At 46.7% G+C, this 19,760-nt stretch carries 10 protein-coding genes; 6 read left to right on the top strand and 4 right to left on the bottom strand.

Features of this window, described 5'->3' with window-relative positions; genetic code table 11:
* Positions 1-175: 175 nt before the first annotated feature.
* Complete coding sequence (locus tag QE390_RS00455) at positions 176-4,177, top strand: hybrid sensor histidine kinase/response regulator transcription factor (protein WP_307140628.1); 4,002 nt, start codon at positions 176-178, stop codon at positions 4,175-4,177.
* Between the two features lie 50 nt (positions 4,178-4,227).
* Here QE390_RS00455 and QE390_RS00450 read toward each other — a convergent pair whose 3' ends face one another.
* The 4 genes from QE390_RS00450 to QE390_RS00435 all read right to left on the bottom strand — a co-directional run bounded on the left by QE390_RS00450 (position 4,228) and on the right by QE390_RS00435 (position 12,119).
* Positions 4,228-5,319 (bottom strand): Gfo/Idh/MocA family protein, encoded by a 1,092-nt coding sequence (locus QE390_RS00450; protein WP_307140627.1) that lies wholly within the window; start codon positions 5,317-5,319, stop codon positions 4,228-4,230.
* 232 nt (positions 5,320-5,551) lie between these two features.
* Positions 5,552-7,507, bottom strand: a complete 1,956-nt coding sequence (locus QE390_RS00445) for a RagB/SusD family nutrient uptake outer membrane protein (protein WP_307140626.1) — start codon at positions 7,505-7,507, stop codon at positions 5,552-5,554.
* Positions 7,508-7,517: 10 nt separating this feature from the next.
* On the bottom strand, positions 7,518-10,679 hold the full coding sequence (locus QE390_RS00440) for a TonB-dependent receptor (protein WP_307140625.1): 3,162 nt from the start codon (positions 10,677-10,679) through the stop codon (positions 7,518-7,520).
* Positions 10,680-11,333: 654 nt separating this feature from the next.
* On the bottom strand, positions 11,334-12,119 hold the full coding sequence (locus tag QE390_RS00435; protein ID WP_157830468.1) for a helix-turn-helix domain-containing protein: 786 nt from the start codon (positions 12,117-12,119) through the stop codon (positions 11,334-11,336).
* A gap of 275 nt (positions 12,120-12,394) precedes the next feature.
* On the opposite strand from QE390_RS00435, the gene QE390_RS00430 reads away from it, so the two are divergent.
* The 5 genes from QE390_RS00430 to QE390_RS00410 all read left to right on the top strand — a co-directional run bounded on the left by QE390_RS00430 (position 12,395) and on the right by QE390_RS00410 (position 19,537).
* Positions 12,395-14,032 carry an alpha-L-fucosidase gene (locus QE390_RS00430; protein WP_307140624.1) on the top strand — a complete coding sequence of 546 codons (1,638 nt, stop codon included), beginning with the start codon at positions 12,395-12,397 and terminating at the stop codon, positions 14,030-14,032.
* Between the two features lie 8 nt (positions 14,033-14,040).
* A complete protein-coding gene (locus QE390_RS00425; protein ID WP_307140623.1) occupies positions 14,041-14,385 on the top strand; it encodes an L-rhamnose mutarotase in 345 nt (114 codons plus the stop codon).
* 355 nt (positions 14,386-14,740) lie between these two features.
* Positions 14,741-16,852, top strand: a complete 2,112-nt coding sequence (locus QE390_RS00420) for a SusC/RagA family TonB-linked outer membrane protein (protein WP_307140622.1) — start codon at positions 14,741-14,743, stop codon at positions 16,850-16,852.
* A 91-nt stretch (positions 16,853-16,943) separates the two neighbouring features.
* On the top strand, positions 16,944-17,879 hold the full coding sequence (locus QE390_RS00415; protein WP_307140621.1) for a hypothetical protein: 936 nt from the start codon (positions 16,944-16,946) through the stop codon (positions 17,877-17,879).
* A 23-nt stretch (positions 17,880-17,902) separates the two neighbouring features.
* Positions 17,903-19,537, top strand: coding sequence for a RagB/SusD family nutrient uptake outer membrane protein (locus QE390_RS00410; RefSeq protein WP_307140620.1), 1,635 nt, complete (start codon positions 17,903-17,905; stop codon positions 19,535-19,537).
* The last annotated feature ends 223 nt before the right edge of the window (positions 19,538-19,760 follow it).

Below are 19,760 nucleotides of genomic sequence, written 5' to 3'. Positions count from 1 at the left end.
GTGTACCTAGTCAAGGACGAACAGGATCTCAGCGAAAGGGAAGGAAATATATAGGGCATTTTTAAGGCTTTTCTTTTAACGATAATACATGCGGATTAAAAACATACTTGCTACCATTTTACTAAGCTGTACCCTCCTGTTTCCGACATTCGAGACATGGGCTGGACCGCAGCCCATGATGTTTACCTCGCTTACCACCAAAGACGGTCTTTCTTCAAACACCATTGCCGCTATTCTGAAAGACAAATACGGTTTATTATGGTTTGCGACGGAAGATGGGCTTAACAAATACAATGGTTCTAATTTCACGGTATACCACCATGAGCAATCCAATCCGAATAGCCTGGGCTCCAATGAGGTTTCTGCATTGTTCGAAGATGCTGCGGGTCGCTTGTGGATCGGAACCATTGAAGGTTCTCTCCATTTATACGACCGGAAAAAAGATTCATTCATTCGGATTAATGTTGGGTTGAACGTGTATTCCATTTGTAGCGATCAACAGGGGAGGCTGTGGGTAGGAACGCATTCGGGTGTGTTTAACGTAGATCCCCAAACGTTAAAAGTGACTCGACCTCCCATTAAAAATTATGCCTTAGTAGACGGTAAACCCTGTCGGCGGGTATTCGAAGATCAGCAAAAACGTATCTGGATCACTACCAATGATGGGCTGGTTGTCTATCAGAAGAAAACAAACCAGTTCAAAGCCTTTTTCCACGATCCCAACAATCCTAACAGTCTGGCGAGTAGTACGACGATGTGCATTACTCAGGACAAAAAGGGAAGAATATGGGTAGGCACTCAAAACGGTCTCAATCTGCTTTTACCTGACGAAAGTGGATTTAAAACGTTTCGTTACCAAAAGAATGATCCTGCATCTCTCAGTAATAATACGATTTATGCCATCGAGGCTGATGAAGCCAATCGATTATGGATTTGTACGGAAATGGGTCTGAACATTATGGATGGGGAGACGGGCAAAGTAGAAAGATACCTGCCAAACCCGAACGTACCGTTCAGTCTGGCCAATCGAGCCGTCAAGTGCATGTTCATTGATCGTATGGGCATTACCTGGTTAGGAACCTATCAGGGCGGCATTAACAAGTACGACAAAAATCTTACACTATTTGGTTTACAAAAAAGTCGGCCCGGTGATGCCGCCAGCCTCAGTGCCCCTTTTGTTACCTCTTTCGCCGAAAATCCTAACGGGGATTTGTGGGTCGGTACCGACGGTGGAGGATTGAATCTCTACCACCGCAAAACCAATCGATTCAGCCGGTTCAGGCTTTATTCAAACGAGGGAGCCGAATTACCTAACCTGGCTATTCTCTGCATGACCCTTGCTCCACGTAATCAGTTATGGATTGGTACATTTCAGGAAGGCTTGTTTTTGCTGGACGTTGCCACGGGAAAATGCCAGCAGTTCAAGGCAGGCCTGCCTCATGCCACTATTAATCACAATGATATATTCTGCTTAAAGACGGACAGAAGTGGCAAAATCTGGATAGGCACAAACGGAGGCGGTCTCAATTGTTTCGACCCGGTTCGAAAGGAGTTTACGTACCTCAACCCTCCCTCCCACCCAAGCCCATCCGTTATTCCGTTAAATGCTTACATACGAGCCATCGAAGAAGACCAGCAGGGTAATCTCTGGATTGGTTCGTTTGGAACAGGTCTTGCGGTGTTGAATCCCGTGACTCAAAAGGCCATTCGGTATGACAAGGGGAACAGTAACCTGCCTAGTAATCGCATCACGTCCATTCATGCCGATGAAAAAGGTTCCCTCTGGATTGGAACGAATGGGGAAGGACTGGTCCGATTTAATCCAGCCAGCCGTTCATTCATTCCCTATGGGGCCCAAAAAGGATTACCCAACGGCATCGTTAATAAAATTCTTAGCGATGGAGAGGGAAGACTTTGGGTAAGTACCAATAAAGGCATCAGCAGCCTGGATGAAGGAGGCAGCCGATTTACGAATTATACCGCTCACAATGGTCTTCAGGATGACATTTTCGCGTATGGATCGGGCTTATTAGCTTCAGATCAGACTTTGTTTTTTGGGGGTATTCAGGGATTTAATTTCCTTACTACCAGTACTATAAAATCAAGTGCTTTGTCGTACCCCATTCAATTTACCGATCTGAAAGTGGGTAATAAAACCATTACGGCCGCTGACTCAACCATTACCCCGGAGCATATTTCGCTGGCAAAAGTTATTCATCTGGATTACAAGCAGAATTTCTCCATTAGTTATGCCTCATTGAACTATACCAACGCCCATCAGAATGCGTATCGGTATCGGTTGAAAGGCTATCAGGAAGACTGGTATTACGCGGGCAAAACAACCGTAGCTCATTATACGAATCTCAATCCCGGTGAATACGTCTTCGAAGTACAAACCAGCACGCACGGCAATGTCTGGAACCCGCAGGGGGCATCGATTACCCTTGTAGTTCACCCGCCCTTTTATCTGACTATTTACGCCTACCTCTTCTATGCCTTCGCCCTTGGATTCACGATTTGGTACCTGCGTCGTCGTGGTATCCAGAAAATCAGGCAGAAATTTATGGAGGAACAGCAAAAGCGGGAGGTGCAACGCATTCGCGATCTGGACCAGATGAAAATCAAGTTCCTTACCAACCTGAGCCACGAATTCAGAACCCCTATTTCCCTCATTCTGGCCCCGCTGGAAGGCATTTTAGCTAAAAAACACGAGTCGGCTATCGATTCCCAGTTACAAACCATTGAAAGAAATTCAAAGCGATTGCTCAATCTGGTGAACCAACTGCTGGATTTCAAGCAAATTGAACAGCAGGAACAAACCCTGCATTTATCGACCAGAAACGTCGTCTCCTTCGTCAAAGAAACCTGCGATTCCTTTCAGGATCTTTCGGAGAAAAAACACATTGATTTTGTTTTTGAAAGCTACGCGGCTGATCTGGAGCTTACGCTTGACTTCGACAAAATTGAACGAGTGCTTTACAATTTACTTTCCAATGCCTTCAAGTTCACGCCTAAAGGGGGAAAAATCAGGCTTAAAGTTTTCTCCCAGATGGATGAACAAAATCCAGACCAGCACTGGCTCTGCGTTTCGGTCAAGGATACGGGCATCGGCATTGCTCAGGATAAACACTCGCAGATTTTTGAACGGTTTTATCAGGAAGAAACCCAGAATTCCATCATGAATCCAGGCAGTGGCATTGGATTATCCATTGCTCAGGAATTCGTCGTGATGCACGGCGGAAAACTTCTGGTTGACAGCGAGCCGGGGAAAGGCAGTACCTTCATCATGTATCTGCCTCTGGTGGAAGCTCCGTCTTCGCAGGTGGTTTTTCTTCAGGAAGAAAGGGCAGAGGCCGCCCCTCTGCTTACCGAAAAATCTGGGATCGGCCCCAGTGGCATTGATACAGCCGAGCGATTGTTAATTGTGGAAGACAATGACGAATTCAGGCATTACCTTATGGAGAGGCTTAAAGTACATTACCACGTTTTTGAGGCAGCAGATGGCCGGGAAGGCTGGCAGAAAACGCTTTCCATTCACCCTACGCTCATTATCAGCGACGTAGCCATGCCAAATGTAGACGGCATTGAGTTTAGCCAGAAGGTAAAATCAGATAAAAGAACCAGCCATATTCCCCTGATTCTGTTAACGGCCTCTACTGGCGACCAGCAGCAACTTAGGGGCTTGCTGTCTGGGGCTAATGATTACCTGACCAAGCCGTTCAATTTTGAGATTTTGAACGCTAAAGTCAATAACCTGCTGGCTTTGAACCGCGTTTCAAAAGGGTATTATTCCAAACGAATCAATCTGGTGAAACCGGAGGTTGAAATTGAATCGGGTAATGAAAAGCTGTTGAAAGATATTGCCTTCTTTATTGAAGAAAACTTGAATAACTCGCTGCTCAGTGTAGAGAATTTAAGTAAACACGTGGGCATGAGCCGGGGAACGCTGTACAGTAGGCTTCTGGAGTTAACGGGCAAGACCCCGGTAGAGTACATCCGGTCTGTCAAACTGGAAAAGTCAGCAATGTTGTTGGAAAAAAGCGATCTGAATATCTCTCAAATTGCTTACTCGGTGGGTTTTCCCAATGCTAATTACTTCACCAAGTCCTTTAAAAGCCAATTCAATATGCTGCCTTCGGAATATCGAAATGCTAAACATCTGGCGAATGAAGTCTAAAATCGTTTTGTAGAAAGCAGCCGATTTCAGACTTCATTCACCGGAGCATCCTAGATGGTAACGCTTTTGCCCGAACGTACCGATTTATAAATGGCTTCGACCACTCTGATATCCCGTAACCCCTCTTCGCCCGGGGCCATGAGGTCCGTTTGATTCATGAGGGCCAGGCAATCTTCATCCAGTTGTTTGGCCTGCTGATTTTTAATGGGAAAGTTGATAATCGTCCCGTCAGACATACTTCCTTTATTACCCAGATAGCCCGACTGCGGTTCGAGTTTCAGCCAGCCTTTCTCATAGTTAACCTGCAAATAGTTCATATTGATGCCAAAGCTCGTCTGGCAGGCAGCCCGTGCCCCACTGGGGAAATCCAGCATGAACATCATAGTTTCTTCGACTTCTTTGTAGATGTCAGGCCGCGTGGTAGAAGCCTGGGCGATCACACTGATGGGCTCTTCCCCCGTAGCCAGTCTGGCTCCCTGCAAAGCATATACTCCCATATCCCCCATCACACCACCCCCAAGGGCTTTTTTCTGCTTCCAGTGGTCCGTCCGACCATCGAAATACCCGGCGGCACTGTTAATCATCTTTACTTTTCCGAATTTCTGTTCTTTGGCTACCTTCATCACTGCCTGAATATTCGGATCGTGCTGACAGCGATATCCAATGGCCAGTTTCACCTTGTTGCTTTTACAGGCGGCAATCATGGCTTCACAATCCGCTACCGAAGGGGCCATGGGCTTTTCACAAAACACGTGTTTGCCCGCCTTTGCAGCCCGAACGACAAATTCCCGGTGCATGGAAGGCGGAAGCACAACGTAGACTACGTCAATGTCAGGGTTATTAGCAATCTGATCGAAATTCTGGTAGTTGTAAATGTTTTTGTCCGGGATCTTATACTTGGCTTTCCAGGCCTCTGCTTTGGCAGGCGTACCCGTTACAATTCCGGCCAGGTAGCACTTTTCAGTCATTTGAAGAGCCGGTGCCAGCAAGTCCGTGCTGTAGTAACCCAGCCCAACTAGGGCAATGCCTAGCTTGTCTTTCTTCGGTGCTGTGGCGGCTATTAACGCGTTTCCGGAAAATAAAGTGGCGGCACCCGCCAGTGATAAGGTCGTTAAAAACTCCCGTCTTTCGATTTGAGTCATATTTTAAGTGATTTTGATTCAGAGCTTTTCACTTTCCCCTGCACTTCCTCTGCTCTGCTTTTTTCGGTTTAGATTTCTACGAAAGTTACCCATTCCATCTGAAATGTACCTCTGCCCGCTGAACCAGAGCGATGCTAACAAATGAAGAAAGAGGGAGCACCCCTCTTTCTTCACATCAAGTACACCGTATTAGCTTCCTTTCCTGGCATTTAATCCAGAAAAGAACCAGCGTTTATAAATAGCCTGGATTCTGATAAGCGGCTTTTTCATCAGCCGACATGTCCATGTTATCAAGCTGCCCCTGAGGAATAGGTCTGAGGTAGTGATAATTTTCGATTTTTCTGTTGAACGTAGAGGGCGTATGGTTTCCTACCCCTGGCCCACAAATCGTATAAGTCGAGGCAAGCTCTTTCCATTTCTGCGTACGAACCAGATCATACCAGCGGTAGCCTTCCCCGTAATATTCACGCGAACGCTCGGCCAGAATGTAGTTAACATCAATCGTAGCGGGAGTCGCCGCAATCATGGCGGCACTATTGTCCTGTACTTTGGACACATTCCCCTGATTGTACCAACGCCATTTACCTGCCCGTGCCCGAATCACATTGATGAGATCCCTTGCCGTTTGTCCTGCCTGTGTCGTCGCTCCTTTTACCGCTGCTTCTGCCGCAATAAAATAAAGTTCTGAGAATTTAGCGATGTTAAAGGGACGGGTACTTGCCGCATTGGGCTGACCTAATCCGTTACCATTATCCGTGCGATAAACACCTAACTTCCAGAGGCCTGGATAAACCAACCGACTGATGCCACTGGGTCCTACTACGTAGTCGGCCCGACCTGGCAGTACGCCCAGGCCCATTCCACTCTTGTATACTGAATTAGAATAGTCGATGGCTGTCGATGGCTCCTGATCCAGGAAGGTCATAATCGCCTCTCCCGGACGAACCTGTAGGTTGTTTGCATTGTATAAAAATTCGTTGGTAACCCCAGCCTTATTCCAGTTACCCCGATAAGCCGTAGTAAACGTACCGTCGTAGCGGGAATCGTTGGTTTTATCGGCAAACGTTTTGTTAAAAACCTCGTGAGGAGGAGCCATGCGTACCCAGGGGCGTCCTAAAGACTGAGCCGCTTCCCGTTGCACGGAATTGACCGTGCTGGGGGCACTCCAATTGGTCTTTGAGCTTGTAATGCTGGTATAATTCCAGGTTAACATCCACACGGCAAAGTTATCCGCATCACCACCACCGGCATACGTCAGGCTTGAACCATTAAACAGCTCACTGCTTTCGGTATGATCCGCATAGAGCAACAATTCACTGTTCCGATCGTTCGAACCCAGGTTTACGTCATAATAGGTACTCTGTAATCGGAAAGGACCAGGATTATTGATGGCCTGTGTCGCTACATCATACGCCTTCTGGAAGTACCACTGAGCATCGTGTCCGTCTGGGTCAGTCCGATTTGTAGCTGGGTACGTAGGAATATTATTTGGATTTTGCAGCCACCAGCCGTAGGTTAAATAAGCTTTGGATAGGTAAAGACTAGCCAGCGTTTTGGTTACTCCACCGATCACTCGTCCACTCGCAGGCAGGTCATTTACTGCCTTCACCAGATCAGGAAAAATAACTTTGGTGTATACTTCAGGAACCGTGTTGCGTTTCGACGTTCGGAGCGTAGAAATGTTGAAAGCTAACTCACCCGAGCCCAGATCCAGAGGCACGCCTCCGAAGGTCTGAACCAGCATGAAGTAATCAAAGGCCCGAAAGAACCGTGCTTCGGCAATTAACGCTTGCGAAATCCCAACCGCAGTGGCGTTTTCAATCACCCCATTGGCGGTATTGATATTCGGGAAGGCATTGTACCACAGGTTACTGGCATCACTCGCCAGAGGCGTAATGAGTTGATCCGTAGACAAATCGTGCGATTGAAAGTTGCTTCCGCCCCCACTGGCACCCCAGGTTGCCTCGTCGGTTCCGGTCATGCAGGAATTATAGAAATAAGCATTTCCGAAAATCCAACGCAGGTGAGCATACATCCCCGTTAACCCACCGTATACTCCTTTTTCGGTTTTGAAATATTCAGGGGTGTAAATGGCTCGTGGCTTCTCGTCTAATATTTTGGTACAACTCGTAAACAAGAGCGTCAATACGGCTGCTGCTTTGAGATTTTTTATGTGTAAACGTTTCATAGTAATGCTTTTAGAAAGTCAGATTGACACCTACGATATAGTTTCTGGTCGAAGGCGTGTTCGTGCCAATGGTCAGGATGCGTCTGAGGGCAGAGGATAAAGGCACCGCCGCGTTTTCGTTGCCATACGAGTTGGTTTCTGGATCCATTCCTGACTCGCGGTGATAGGGCGAGAACATCACGAATGGGTTCTGAGCGGTGAAGTACACGCGGAGGGTATTCATCCCTAGTCTTCCCAACACCTTGCTGTCTACGTTGTAGCCCAGCGTCATGGTACGGATTTTCAGGAAAGAAGCATCGAAATAGCCCAGTGTACTGCCATATTTCGGGTTGTCACCACCAATACCACCGGGTGCGGGGTATTTCGCTCCGGTATTTTCTGGGGTCCAGTAATCCACTCTTACGTTATTTCCAGCCCGGGCATTCAGGTTGTTCAGGTAACCCGAAGAACCATAAAGGGTACTGTTAAGCAAGCCGCCGCTTTTAAAAACGCCTACGATGTTCAGATCAAATCCTTTGTAAGCAACCCGGGTGTTCAGACCTCCCTGGAAATTCGGCTGCATGTTAAGAATCTGGCGATCAGAGGCATTGATGGCCCGCGTTGGAGCTCCATCCGAGTTATAATCGCCGGTGTATTTCACCCGAATCATCCCCGCATTACCACCGGGTTCGTAAATATTGCGGAATTGATCATTCTCCTGCCAGAGCCCTATTTTTTCATAATCGTAGATTACGTTAATCGGATGGCCCACAAACCACCAGTTTCCTTCGTCACGCTGTTGACCGGAAGACAGAGATACCAGTTTGTTACGGTTGGCATACACGTTGAAACCTACGTCCCAGGTCCAGCCATTCGCGTTTTCCAGCACCGTTCCGTTCAAGTTAAACTCGACACCTTTGTTTTGCGTCTGACCAATGTTGGCTGTATAACCGCCTACCCCAGAGGTGGGAGGCAAACCAACGCCGAGAAGTACATTCTTCGTTTGCTGTTCGTAAAGTTCGAACGTACCTGACAGCCGGTTATTGAAGGCTTTGAAATCCAGACCAATATTGATCGTGTTTGAAAACTCCCATCCTAAACGAGGGTTTGGAGCATTAGACACGTAAAATCCGGTAGCGTAGTTCGAACTGCCAAAGTTGTAAGGCCGGGTTGACAAAAGTCCCAGGGTTTCGTAAGGGTTTACGGCCTGATTAGACGTTTGACCGTAGCCTACCCTCAGCTTTAACTGGTTGATTTGGGTAACGCCACTCATGAATTGTTCCTTGGAAATATTCCATCCGGCTGAAATCGCGGGATACGCATTCCATTGGTGTCCTTTGGCTAAGCGGGATGAACCATCCGCCCGGAAAGTCACACTTAACATATACCGATCATCGAAAGAGTACATGACACGACCCATGTAGGACAACAATCCCCATTGGTTATAGCCCTGATTCGCTGGGTTTACGGTAATGATTCCATCGGCCCGGCCCAGGTTATAGAACTGAAAGGCATCGGATGGAATATCCCGGGCCCCAATAGAAGACGAATTGAAGGTATTCTGCTGAGCGGAGTATAACCCTACCGCGTTAATCTCATGTTTCCCAAACTTGCGGTCGTAGCTAAGCAAGTTTTCGATGGCCCAGTTGAGGGTATGAGAATTACCAATCCCCGCCGTAGATACGTTCAGGGGGTTACCACTGAAAACGCCCTCACCGGTGTAGTTTCCGCTGGTACTCTGCCGGTAGTTCAACCCTAAGTTAGCCCGGTACTTCAATCCCGTAACACCAGGAATCTGTATTTCGGTGAACAGGGTGTTGTAAGATCCATAAGCCCGCGTCTGATCAATGTATTTATCTCCCAGTGCATTAAACCGCTCCAGCGAAGGCACCCATTGAGGACCAGACGTTTGCTCCTGAATGATGGTCTTCATCGAACCATCGGCATTGTAGGGATTGGCAATGGGAGATCTTCCCAGGGCCATTCCTACGGCAGGCACACTGTTTCCGTTACTCACCGTAAAGTTGGAGTTCGTCGAAAAACCTACCCGGAAATGCTTGTTAATGTCCTGCGTAATGGAAGCCTGAAGCGAGTAACGCGAGAAATCCTGAAGAGGCACCACGGCGTTTTCTCTGTAATAACCCAAGCCAAAGGAATAGTTTCCATTTTCAGAGCCACCCGATACGTTAATATCATGACTGCTCATCAGGCCGGTTCTATAGATTTTATCCTGCCAATCGGTATTTACATCGTTAGATTCGTCAATTGTATTTTGGAATTTTTGCAAACTTGCGGCCCGCAGAGCGGCAAATTCAGGCCCGTTCATCATCGGATACTTGGCAAAAACGGTCTTGGGACCGTGAAAACCATTGTACGAAAACGTAGCTTTCTGTCCTCTTTTACCCGTATTTGTGGTAATCAGAATGACACCGTTTGCACCCCGGGAACCATAAATCGCCGTCGCCGAAGCATCCTTCAGGATGTCAATGCTCTTGATATTGTTCGAGTTAATATCCGTGATAGAACCTGAGAAAGGAATCCCGTCCAGCACGATCAGCGGAGCATTATCTGCTCGGAGGGAACGCTGGCCACGAATCAGAATATCCATGGCAGCTCCGGGCTTAGTGGAAGTCTGTGAAATCTCCACCCCCACAATCCGGCCCTGTAAGGCCTGAGATATGTTCGCCGAAGGAATTTCCCGCATCACATTCCCGGTCACGGAAACAACCGACCCCGTCACGGCTTCCTGACGCTGAGTACCGTAACCTACTACGACTACTTCGTTGAGGACTTTATCATCGTTGGAAAGCACTACATTTAAAACGGTCTGTGATCCAATCGCCACCTCTTTGGGAGCATACCCTACCAATGAAAAGATCAGCGTCGCGTCGCCTGGGCGGATGGTTAGTTTAAAATTACCATCCTGATCGGCGGTGGTTCCACGGGTGGTTCCCTTGATCAGCACGTTTACGCCCGGAAGTCCTTCACCATTTTCCCCGGTAACTTTCCCTCTGATTTCAGTATCTACCGCGACCTTCCCCCGCGGCCCTGCCTTCGTAACCTCACGGAGGCGAACAGGGCTGTTAGGTTCGGCCATACTGGCGTGAGTCAGCACAACCATCAATACTACTTGCAGCAGCGGAGATTTTAAATCCCTTCTGCGGACCTTCCGAATGGTAGAAAATCGATGCATACTTTTTTTATGATTTAACAATTCACTTGAGATTTAAAGGCAAAATCTTCCTGACCATTCCTGCCTGGGAATGGAACCGTACGATCAACCATGCGGGTTGATCAATCAGTCAAAGGGGTTAAATGGCTACGTTGCCACTAGCGATCTGGACTCGCATTACTTCGATCAAAACTGTTTTGAGTGTATGGATTATCAGTACAAAATCTACTAACTTTACTGAGTATACGTAACCTTAACTTACGTTCCTGTTCCCAATGATTTACGAGTGGAACCTCGGCTTACGTTACAATGGATTTAAAGCGTTCGGAACGGATATATTTAAAAATACGATCTTTTTCGCTCTGCTTTATTCCCTTTAAATAAGTAGAAAAAGCATAATTTTTTTGATAATATTTTTAACTAATCATTGAACAAATGTACTTCTAACACGAAGAATGAAGAGAGAAGATTTGTATAAATAAATGCTACAAATGTTCAAAAGAGCTCTTTTTTATAAAAAACTGCCTATAAAATTGAACGGAACCCGGATATACGGCCCAGAACCGACGGTTTCTTGGGGGATACCCAGCCTTTTTTGACAAATACTTAACAAGATTTTAAAACAGGATTACCGAGGCGATGCCAATCCCATCGCCTGCATTGACCTGACTTATTTCAGAAACGATTGGCCTGACTATACTGACTGGCACTCTGCCCCGTAATTTTTTTGAAGCTTCGTGAAAAGTAGGATAAACTTTCGAAGCCTGTCTCTTCGGCAATTTCTGATAAGCTCAGGGAAGTCGTCAGCATTAAATATTGAGCCCTTTCGATTCTTCGCTGCATGAGGTATTCCAAGGGCCGCTGACCCGTCGCCTGTAAAAAAGTTTTAGAGAAGTAATGAGCACTTTGATTAACCTCCCCGGCGAGCAATTCCACCGTCATCGGTTCGGATAGATGCGTTTGAATATACAATACCGTTTTCTCGATTTTAGGCGATAGTCGGCCCCGTTGGGATGAAAGAAATTCTTCATCCGTTAAAAATCGGGACAGTAATTGTAGAATCAGTCCGTTCGTTTCTACGTATGCCGCAAAGGAGATATCATTATTCTGCTGCTGGAAACCCTTGAGTAAAGGTTGGTTCTGATACTCTCTGGGGTCATCGCTTCTTCTCAAGTCACGTCCTGGATTTAATTGCAGCAGACGCTTAAAAAGTAAGAAATCTTCGGGTATCGATGGAATTTTCAGTACCCTTCGGCTATAGGTAAAAAGCGAAAGTCCGGTTGGGTTATCTTCTAAAAAGTGTACGTAATACTGGCTTAAAAAATCCCGGCACGAATGATCACACCTAGTAAAACTTGGAATCAGATACAAGTATCCCTTCTCCAGAAGCAGGGCCTGATCGGTGTCTCCCAGCGAACCTGACCCGTCGTCAATGAGGTAAATTCGATAAAAGGGGCTCATTACATCTTTGTAATTCCACGATTTGTTCAACTGAACATAATCTGTATGCAATAATGAAAAAGTAGCTTTAAAGCCCGTATTGTGCATAAATAGCTGTTATATTAGGTCTAGTTAAGTAAAAAATGTACGTAAGTAATTTTTCAAAATTATTCATAAAACCCGATTTGTTAAAATTAAAAGCCTTTTTGTACAATTTAAATATTTTATTATACAATACATTTGTATCGTTGAAAGTCTCCATTGAACATGTTTTGCATTAGCCTCAGGATTTACTTATGAATCGTAGAACTGCTCTTAAAAGTACGCTTGGTTTATTACCCGCTTTAAGCCTCTCTAATATTGCACTAGGCTCTATAGCTGATCAGATCACCAGAAAAGGACCTTTCTTACCTACCTGGAAATCGCTCGAGCAGTTTCAGACGCCTAATTGGTTTAAAGATGCGAAATTTGGGATGTGGGCTCACTGGGGACCGCAGTGCCAGCCCGAAGCCGGCGATTGGTACGCCCGGGGCATGTATCAGGAGGGTAGCCATCAGTATAACTACCACCTCAAAAAATATGGACATCCCTCCAAATTTGGGTTCAAGGATGTCATCCACGAATGGAAGGCGGAAAACTGGGATCCAGAAGAGTTAGTCGCTTTGTATAAGCAAGCTGGAGCTCAATACTTTATGGCCATGGCGAATCACCACGATAACCTGGACCTGTATAACAGCAAACACCAGCCTTGGAATTCCACCAAGGTCGGTCCCAAAAAAGACATTATTGGTGGCTGGGAAAAAGCGTCCCGTCGGCAAGGCCTTCCGTTCGGCGTGAGTGTGCACGCGGCTCATGCCTGGAGCTGGATGGAAACGGCTCAGCGGAGTGACAAACAAGGGCCTTATAAGGGCGTTCCTTATGACGGCAATGTGACCAAAGCTGACGGAAAAGGCAAGTGGTGGCAAGGCATGGACCCACAGGAGTTATATGCCCAAAATCACCCCTTGAGCAAAAATAGCTGGGACGATGGTATGATTCACAGTCAGTGGAACTGGGGCAACGGTGTAGCTAAACCAACCAAAGCGTACTGCGATAAGTTTTTAAAGCGTACCATTGATCTCATTGATCAGTACAATCCCCAATTCGTCTATTTCGATGATACAGCCCTGCCACTGTGGCCCATCGATGACGCTGGGCTAAAAATTGCAGCTCACCTTTATAACAAAAATATAGATAAGGATGGGAACCAACAGGCCATTGTGTTTGGCAAAGTGCTCGACGAGCAGCAACGCAAATGCATGGTTTGGGACATCGAAAGAGGACAGAGCAATGCCATTGAACCCCTGCCCTGGCAAACCGATACCTGCATTGGGGACTGGCACTACAACCGGGCGGTGTACGATCGGAAAGGGTATAAATCGGCGAAAATGGTCATTCAAACCTTAGTTGACGTAGTCAGCAAGAATGGAAACCTGATGCTTAATATTCCGGTACGGGGCGATGGTAGCATTGATGAGCAGGAGCGGGCTGTAGTGGTCGAAATTGGTAACTGGATGAAAGTCAATAGCGAAGCCATCTATGGTACTCGCCCCTGGAAGGTGTTTGGCGAAGGACCAGCCCAGGAAGGAGCAGCCCCCCTTTCGGCTCAGGGTTTCAACGAAGGCAAAGGCAAAGCTTTTACTTCCCAGGATATTCGGTTTACGGCCAAAGGCGAAGCTTTGTACGCGACGCTCATGGGCTGGCCTGATGATAAAAAAGTGGTAGTCACCTCACTGGCATCTGGTAAGGGCTTACATACCTCCCCCATTCGCCGCGTTTCGTTGCTTGGAGGTAATGATTCATTGTCTTTTGAGCAAACCAATCAGGGTCTTGTCGTTCAGCTACCCGAAAATAAACCAGCATTGTCCTATGCCAACGTGTTGAAAATTGTCTAGACCCGCGTATGAAAAAGTTCTGCCTTGCTCTGGATTTGAAGGACGATCCCGAGCTCATCCGCCAGTATGAAACTTATCACAAATCCGAAAATGCCTGGCCTGAAGTCACCCAAAGCATACTCGATAGTGGCGTGACCGCCATGGAAATCTATCGCACCGGCAATCGGCTCTTTATGATTATGGAAACAAAGGATGATTTTGACTTTCGTGTGAAAGAGCAAATGGATCGCAACAATGCCAAAGTCATGGAATGGGAAGCCCTTATGTCACAATTCCAGCTTCCCCTGAGCTGGTCAGCTGAACATGAAAAATGGGTACAAATGGATCGCATCTTTACCTTAATCCCTGCTTAACCTTTGGGTCACAAGTAAGCTGTTTGTAGCTTTCGTTTGGGCACATCTATTACGTATATACATTAACGTTAATTAATTATGTTGTGTTTTGCAAGCTTGCTCTTCTGGTGTTCTGGAAGCGTAAGCTTGCCCATAGCACTTGCTTCTTCCCCAATCATTTTAATAAGATTTTCTCGATTCTATTTTACTACCACACCCGTTTAAGCTTATCAATGCTTTCTCACATAGCTCGCTAAGCCTATGAACTAAGATCCCTCTAGTGCCTCTATTTTCTCCTATGCTAACATGGGTTAGCCCTCTACAGCCTTTAACCGGGGCTGCTTTGTAACCTTTATTTTACCTTAATACATTTACTATGAAAACCTCTATTTTCCCCCTCTCCCAAAGGGTGATGCAGCAAGCAATCCTACTAGGATTTACCTTAGCTGCCGGTTCTTCTCAAGCCGGGGCCGTTCGAGCACTTCCTTTACCTACTGAAAAGAGTCCTACATCCGTTTTCCCTTTTCACCTGAGCAAGAAAAATGCGATCCCTGCTTTTATCCTCACGGGTAAAATCACGGATGAAAAAGGAGCGGCCGTTCCAGGAGCTACGATTCGCTTGCAGGAAAACGCAAACATTGGAACCACCACTAACCCTGACGGGAAATTTTCGCTGAGTATTCCTAGTGAAGGCGGTACTTTACTTATTTCTTCCGTGGGTTACGTCAGTCAAAGCGTCGTAGTTAGTGCCAGTAAGACGGTCGTGGATATTGTTCTGCAAACCGACAGTAAAGCTCTGACCGAAGTAGTGGTGGTAGGGTATGGTACACAGAAAAAAGTAAACTTAACGGGTTCTATTTCCAGTATCTCGACCAAAGAAATTGAAAACCGTCCCATCACGCAGGCTTCTCAGGCTTTATCCGGTTTGGTAACTGGGGTAGTCGTCTCTCAGGGTTCCGGTCAGCCTAGCAATGACGGAGCAGGCATTACTATCCGGGGAATTGGTTCATACGGAGCCGGTGGAGGCCCCCTGATTCTGGTGGATGGTCTGGCTACGTCTATTAATGATGTAGACCCCAACAACATCAAAAGCATTTCTGTGCTCAAGGATGCCGCCTCCGCCTCCATCTACGGAAGCCGGGCCGCCAACGGGGTTATTCTCATCGAAACCAAACGGGGTCAGAGTGGCAAACTACAGGTGACGTATAATAATTACCTGGGCTGGCAAAAGCCCACCGCACTACCTGAATTTGTGGACTCCTGGGAGTACGCTCAGCTCAAGAATGAAGCCAATCAGAATTCGGGGCAGTCGCCCTCTTACACGGCTGCTCAGATTGAGACTTTTCGCAACCAGTCTGATCCAGACAATTACCCGAACGTACCGCATTTTAAAAACCTGCTGACCTTAGGTAGTGGTTTTCAAATGTCGCACTCCCTGAATTTTGCGGGCGGTACTGAGCGGAGTCGCAATTTGTTTTCCGTGAGTTACCTGTCGCAGGACGGTATTGTGGCTAAAAATGGGTACACTCGCTACAATTTCCTTTTCAACAATGATACTCAGCTCAACGACAAGCTGACGCTAAAAGTAAGTTTACAAGGATACACGGCTGAAAATCACTCGCCTAACCAAAGCGGCGGCGGGATGAACAGCATGATCAATTTTGCCGTTCGTCAGGGGCCCATCTACGCCGGACGAAAATCGGATGGAACCTATGGTTACCAGGATAATTATAGTCCCGAAGCCTGGTTATCCAGCAACTCTTTCTATAAAGGAACGAACAAATACTTTTTAGGAGGAGCGGAAATGAACTGGAACATCCTGCCGGGATTGAATCTGAGTGGCAAAATCGGCTATAACTTCTGGAGTAGTTATAACAAAGACTACGTTTCTGATTTTCAGTTTGATGCTAACAAATATGTGGGTCCTAATACCCTCAACGTGTACTCAGGTCAGGGTACTCAGGTAACCTTACAATCCCTACTTTCCTACGCTAAAGTGATTCAGGATCATTCCTTTACCATTCTGGCGGGGGTGTCGCAGGAAGAATACAATGATTCGTACATTTCAGGATTCCGCAAGGACTTTCCTACCTCTTTACTTTACGAGTTAAATGCGGGTTCAGGCACGGGCATGAGTTCCTCGGGTTCGGCCTCTTCCTGGGGGATTCGCTCGGTTTTTGGCCGACTCAATTATTCATTCAAAGACCGGTATTTACTGGAAGCGAACCTGCGAGCGGATGGAACTTCCCGCTTCCCAGCCAAAGGCCGCTGGGGCGTTTTCCCGTCCTTCTCGGCTGGCTGGAGGCTCTCCGAAGAGGCATTTCTTAACACGGCTACTTGGCTGGATAACTTAAAACTGAGAGCCTCCTGGGGGATATTGGGCAATCAGAATGTAGGTACTTACCCTTACCAGAACCTGGTAAGCTTGTGGTCAGAACTACTCCTTCGGTGGAGCACTGGCTACGGGAGCGGCAACGACCCGACTTAGTAACGGAGATATTACCTGGGAACAAACAGCCATTTCCAATCTTGGACTGGATGTAAGCGTCTGGAAAGGAAAATTAAGCCTCGTTCTCGATATGTTTGATAAGAAAACAACGGGCGTTCTGTATACCGTTGCTACCTCTTCCACCCTGGGCTTGGGTACATCAGCCGTTAACATTGGAAGTGTCAAGAACACGGGTTTTGAGGCTCAATTAACGTATCGGGGTAAAAGCAATGGGGTTAACTGGGCCATTTCACCTAACTTCTCCTACATCAAAAACCGCATTACGGCTTTAGCCGATGGTTTACAGCAAAACATTGGCAGTGGCCTCTTTGTAGGACAGCCCATCGGGGTTATCTACGGGTATGAAGCTGACGGATTATTCACAAGTACAGATGACATCAGCAAATATCCCACCCAACCCTACTCGGCCCAACCGGGTTTTGTTCGCTATAAAGATATCAGTGGACCCAACGGTGTTCCCGACGGAAAAGTAGACGCCACCTATGACCGCAAAGTTATTGGTACCACTGTTCCCAAATATACCTTTGGTACCAATCTGTCCATTGATTATAAGGGGTTTGATTTCTCTGCATTGATTCAGGGGCTGGCGGGTTATCAGAAACAAATTGGCTCTTATTCGGCCTTTGCGTTTTACAATGGTGGACAAATTCAACGCTGGCAGGTAGAAAACCGCTGGACGACCGAAAACCCCGATCCCAACGCGAAATATCCCAAGCTAACTAACCTTCAAATGGGCAGCGGAACCATCCAGACCTCTACCTACTGGAATCGGGATGGTAGTTTCGCTCGTCTGAAAAACCTACAGGTGGGGTATAGCCTTCCCACGGAAGTGCTTCAAAAATGGAAGATCAGCCGACTGCGTCTGTACTTCAGCGGGCAGAATCTCTTCTCTCTTAACAAGTTCTACAAAGGCTGGGACCCCGAAATGACGAATGCCACGGGAGATGGCAGTCAGTTCTATCCCATTACCAAGGTTTACACCTTCGGTATCAACCTCAACTTGTAGTACTCCTAAAAGATCAAGCAGCGATGAAAAACATACTTTTTCCTACTACTCGACGAATAGTTACCAGCCTACTTACTATTCTCACAGCTACTATTGTACCGAGCTGTAAACCCGATTTTTTCGATAAGCAACCCCTGGATGCCATTTCGGATGCAACTTTCTGGAAAACCGAGAAGGATGCAAACCTGGCTCTGGTAGGCTGTTACAACTTTGGTTCGGGTTGGGCTACGGGAGACTTCTTTGGTGGAATGTCCATGATTTATCTGGACATGATGGCTGGCTTTGGTTCTGAAAAAGAACTTATTCCTGATGCCGTTACCAATGGTACATTGAATTCAGCTTACTGGCTTACGGGTGCTTTCTGGAGTAACTCGTACACCACCATTGCCCGTTGTAATAATTTTCTGGAACGCGTCAATACGATTTCCATTAATGAGACAACCAAGGCTATGATGGTTGCCGAAGTAAAAACGATCCGAGCCTATTTGTACCTGAACCTGGCCTTGTACTTTGGGGATGTTCCCATGCCGACCAAAACGCTTAGCATTGCTGAAGCTAATTCCATCAAGCGAACCTCGAAAGCCGAGGTGTGGGCTTTTGCTGAAAATGAACTGAAAAGCAGTTTTCTCAATCTTCCTTCCACCCGTCAGGCCAGCGAACGCGGACGTATTACCTCAGGGGCTTCCTTAGCTATTTTAGGACGATTGCAAATGGCCGAGAAAAAATGGAGTGATGCCGCTGCTACTTACAAGCGAATCATGGACAGTGGCGTTTACAGTGTGGATCAGACAGGTTTCTCCCAACTTTTCTGGCAAACCGGAGAAAATAGTAAGGAGGTTGTTTTTGCTCACGAATACCTGGAAGATTTTCTGAGCACCGTCATGCTGCAATACCTCTACCCAGAAACTTACGGCGGATGGCATCAGTTTTCTCCTTATAACGAATTGGTACAATCCTACGAATGTACGGATGGAAAGACGGTAGACGAATCTCCTCTTTACAACTCAAATGATCCCTATGCCAATCGGGATCCGCGTCTGGATTATACCATCATGATTTCAGGACGTACGAAGTTTAAAGGGATTACCTACGAGGCCAGTCCTACTTCCAATTCTCCCGACCGCATTACGCGTTACAACTGGAGTGGGTATTGCATCAACAAGTTCATGGACCCTTCTTTTTCGGGAAGTCTGACTAACTATGGAGGTAATTTCCCGCTCATTCGTTATCCCGAGGTGTTGCTGAGTTATCTGGAATCAAAACTGGAAGCAGGAGAAACCATCGACCAGGCCTTACTTAACTCGACCATTAATTTGGTAAGAGGTCGTAGCTCGGTAGGGATGCCTGCCGTTACGGCTACAAACGCGGCCAGTCTACGAACCATTATTCGTCGGGAAAGAAAGGTAGAATTTGCCTTTGAAGGGTTGCATTACTATGATATTCAACGCTGGGGTACTGCCGCTACTGAATTAAATCGGCAGTTTACGGGGATGAAACTCACCAATACTCCGGCTACTTACAAAGATTTTCCGGTTGATAATCAAGGCTTTTTCCTGTATCAAAAACGGAATTTTGTGGCTGGAAGAAATGAGCTATGGCCCATCCCTCAATCGGAGAGAGATATTAACCCGAATTTAACTCAAAACCCTGGGTATTAGGGCGAGCGGGAGGGTCTTTTCGATACGGGAAGGCTCTCCTTTTTTAATATCTGCTCTTTTGGGGAAGAAGGTAAAAGCCTGCCTACATTCCCTATCCATCCATTTTCCAGTAGCCTCATGGGGCATTTATGTATATGACTCCAACAATTTCTTCCCTATTTGTACAGGTAGGATGAGCCTATCTCCATCTATTATAACAAATAGGGTCCTTCGTTTACTCGAT

The organism is Siphonobacter sp. SORGH_AS_1065 (assembly GCF_030818595.1).
Taxonomy (GTDB): Bacteria; Bacteroidota; Bacteroidia; order Cytophagales; family Spirosomataceae; genus Siphonobacter.
The sequence above is the reverse complement of the archived record's forward strand: the minus strand, read 5'-3'. Positions and strand labels throughout refer to the sequence as shown.

Bases quoted from the DNA above. Each gene is read 5' to 3' on its own strand.
- QE390_RS00440 (WP_307140625.1), bottom strand. From the start codon at position 10,679: ATGCATCGATTTTCTACCATTCGGAAGGTCCGCAGAAGGGATTTAAAA.
- QE390_RS00425 (WP_307140623.1), top strand. From the start codon at position 14,041: ATGAAAAAGTTCTGCCTTGCTCTGGATTTGAAGGACGATCCCGAGCTC.
- QE390_RS00445 (WP_307140626.1), bottom strand. From the start codon at position 7,507: ATGAAACGTTTACACATAAAAAATCTCAAAGCAGCAGCCGTATTGACG.
- QE390_RS00450 (WP_307140627.1), bottom strand. From the start codon at position 5,319: ATGACTCAAATCGAAAGACGGGAGTTTTTAACGACCTTATCACTGGCG.
- QE390_RS00435 (WP_157830468.1), bottom strand. From the start codon at position 12,119: ATGAGCCCCTTTTATCGAATTTACCTCATTGACGACGGGTCAGGTTCG.
- QE390_RS00430 (WP_307140624.1), top strand. From the start codon at position 12,395: ATGAATCGTAGAACTGCTCTTAAAAGTACGCTTGGTTTATTACCCGCT.
- QE390_RS00410 (WP_307140620.1), top strand. From the start codon at position 17,903: ATGAAAAACATACTTTTTCCTACTACTCGACGAATAGTTACCAGCCTA.
- QE390_RS00455 (WP_307140628.1), top strand. From the start codon at position 176: ATGATGTTTACCTCGCTTACCACCAAAGACGGTCTTTCTTCAAACACC.
- QE390_RS00415 (WP_307140621.1), top strand. From the start codon at position 16,944: ATGTTTGATAAGAAAACAACGGGCGTTCTGTATACCGTTGCTACCTCT.
- QE390_RS00420 (WP_307140622.1), top strand. From the start codon at position 14,741: ATGAAAACCTCTATTTTCCCCCTCTCCCAAAGGGTGATGCAGCAAGCA.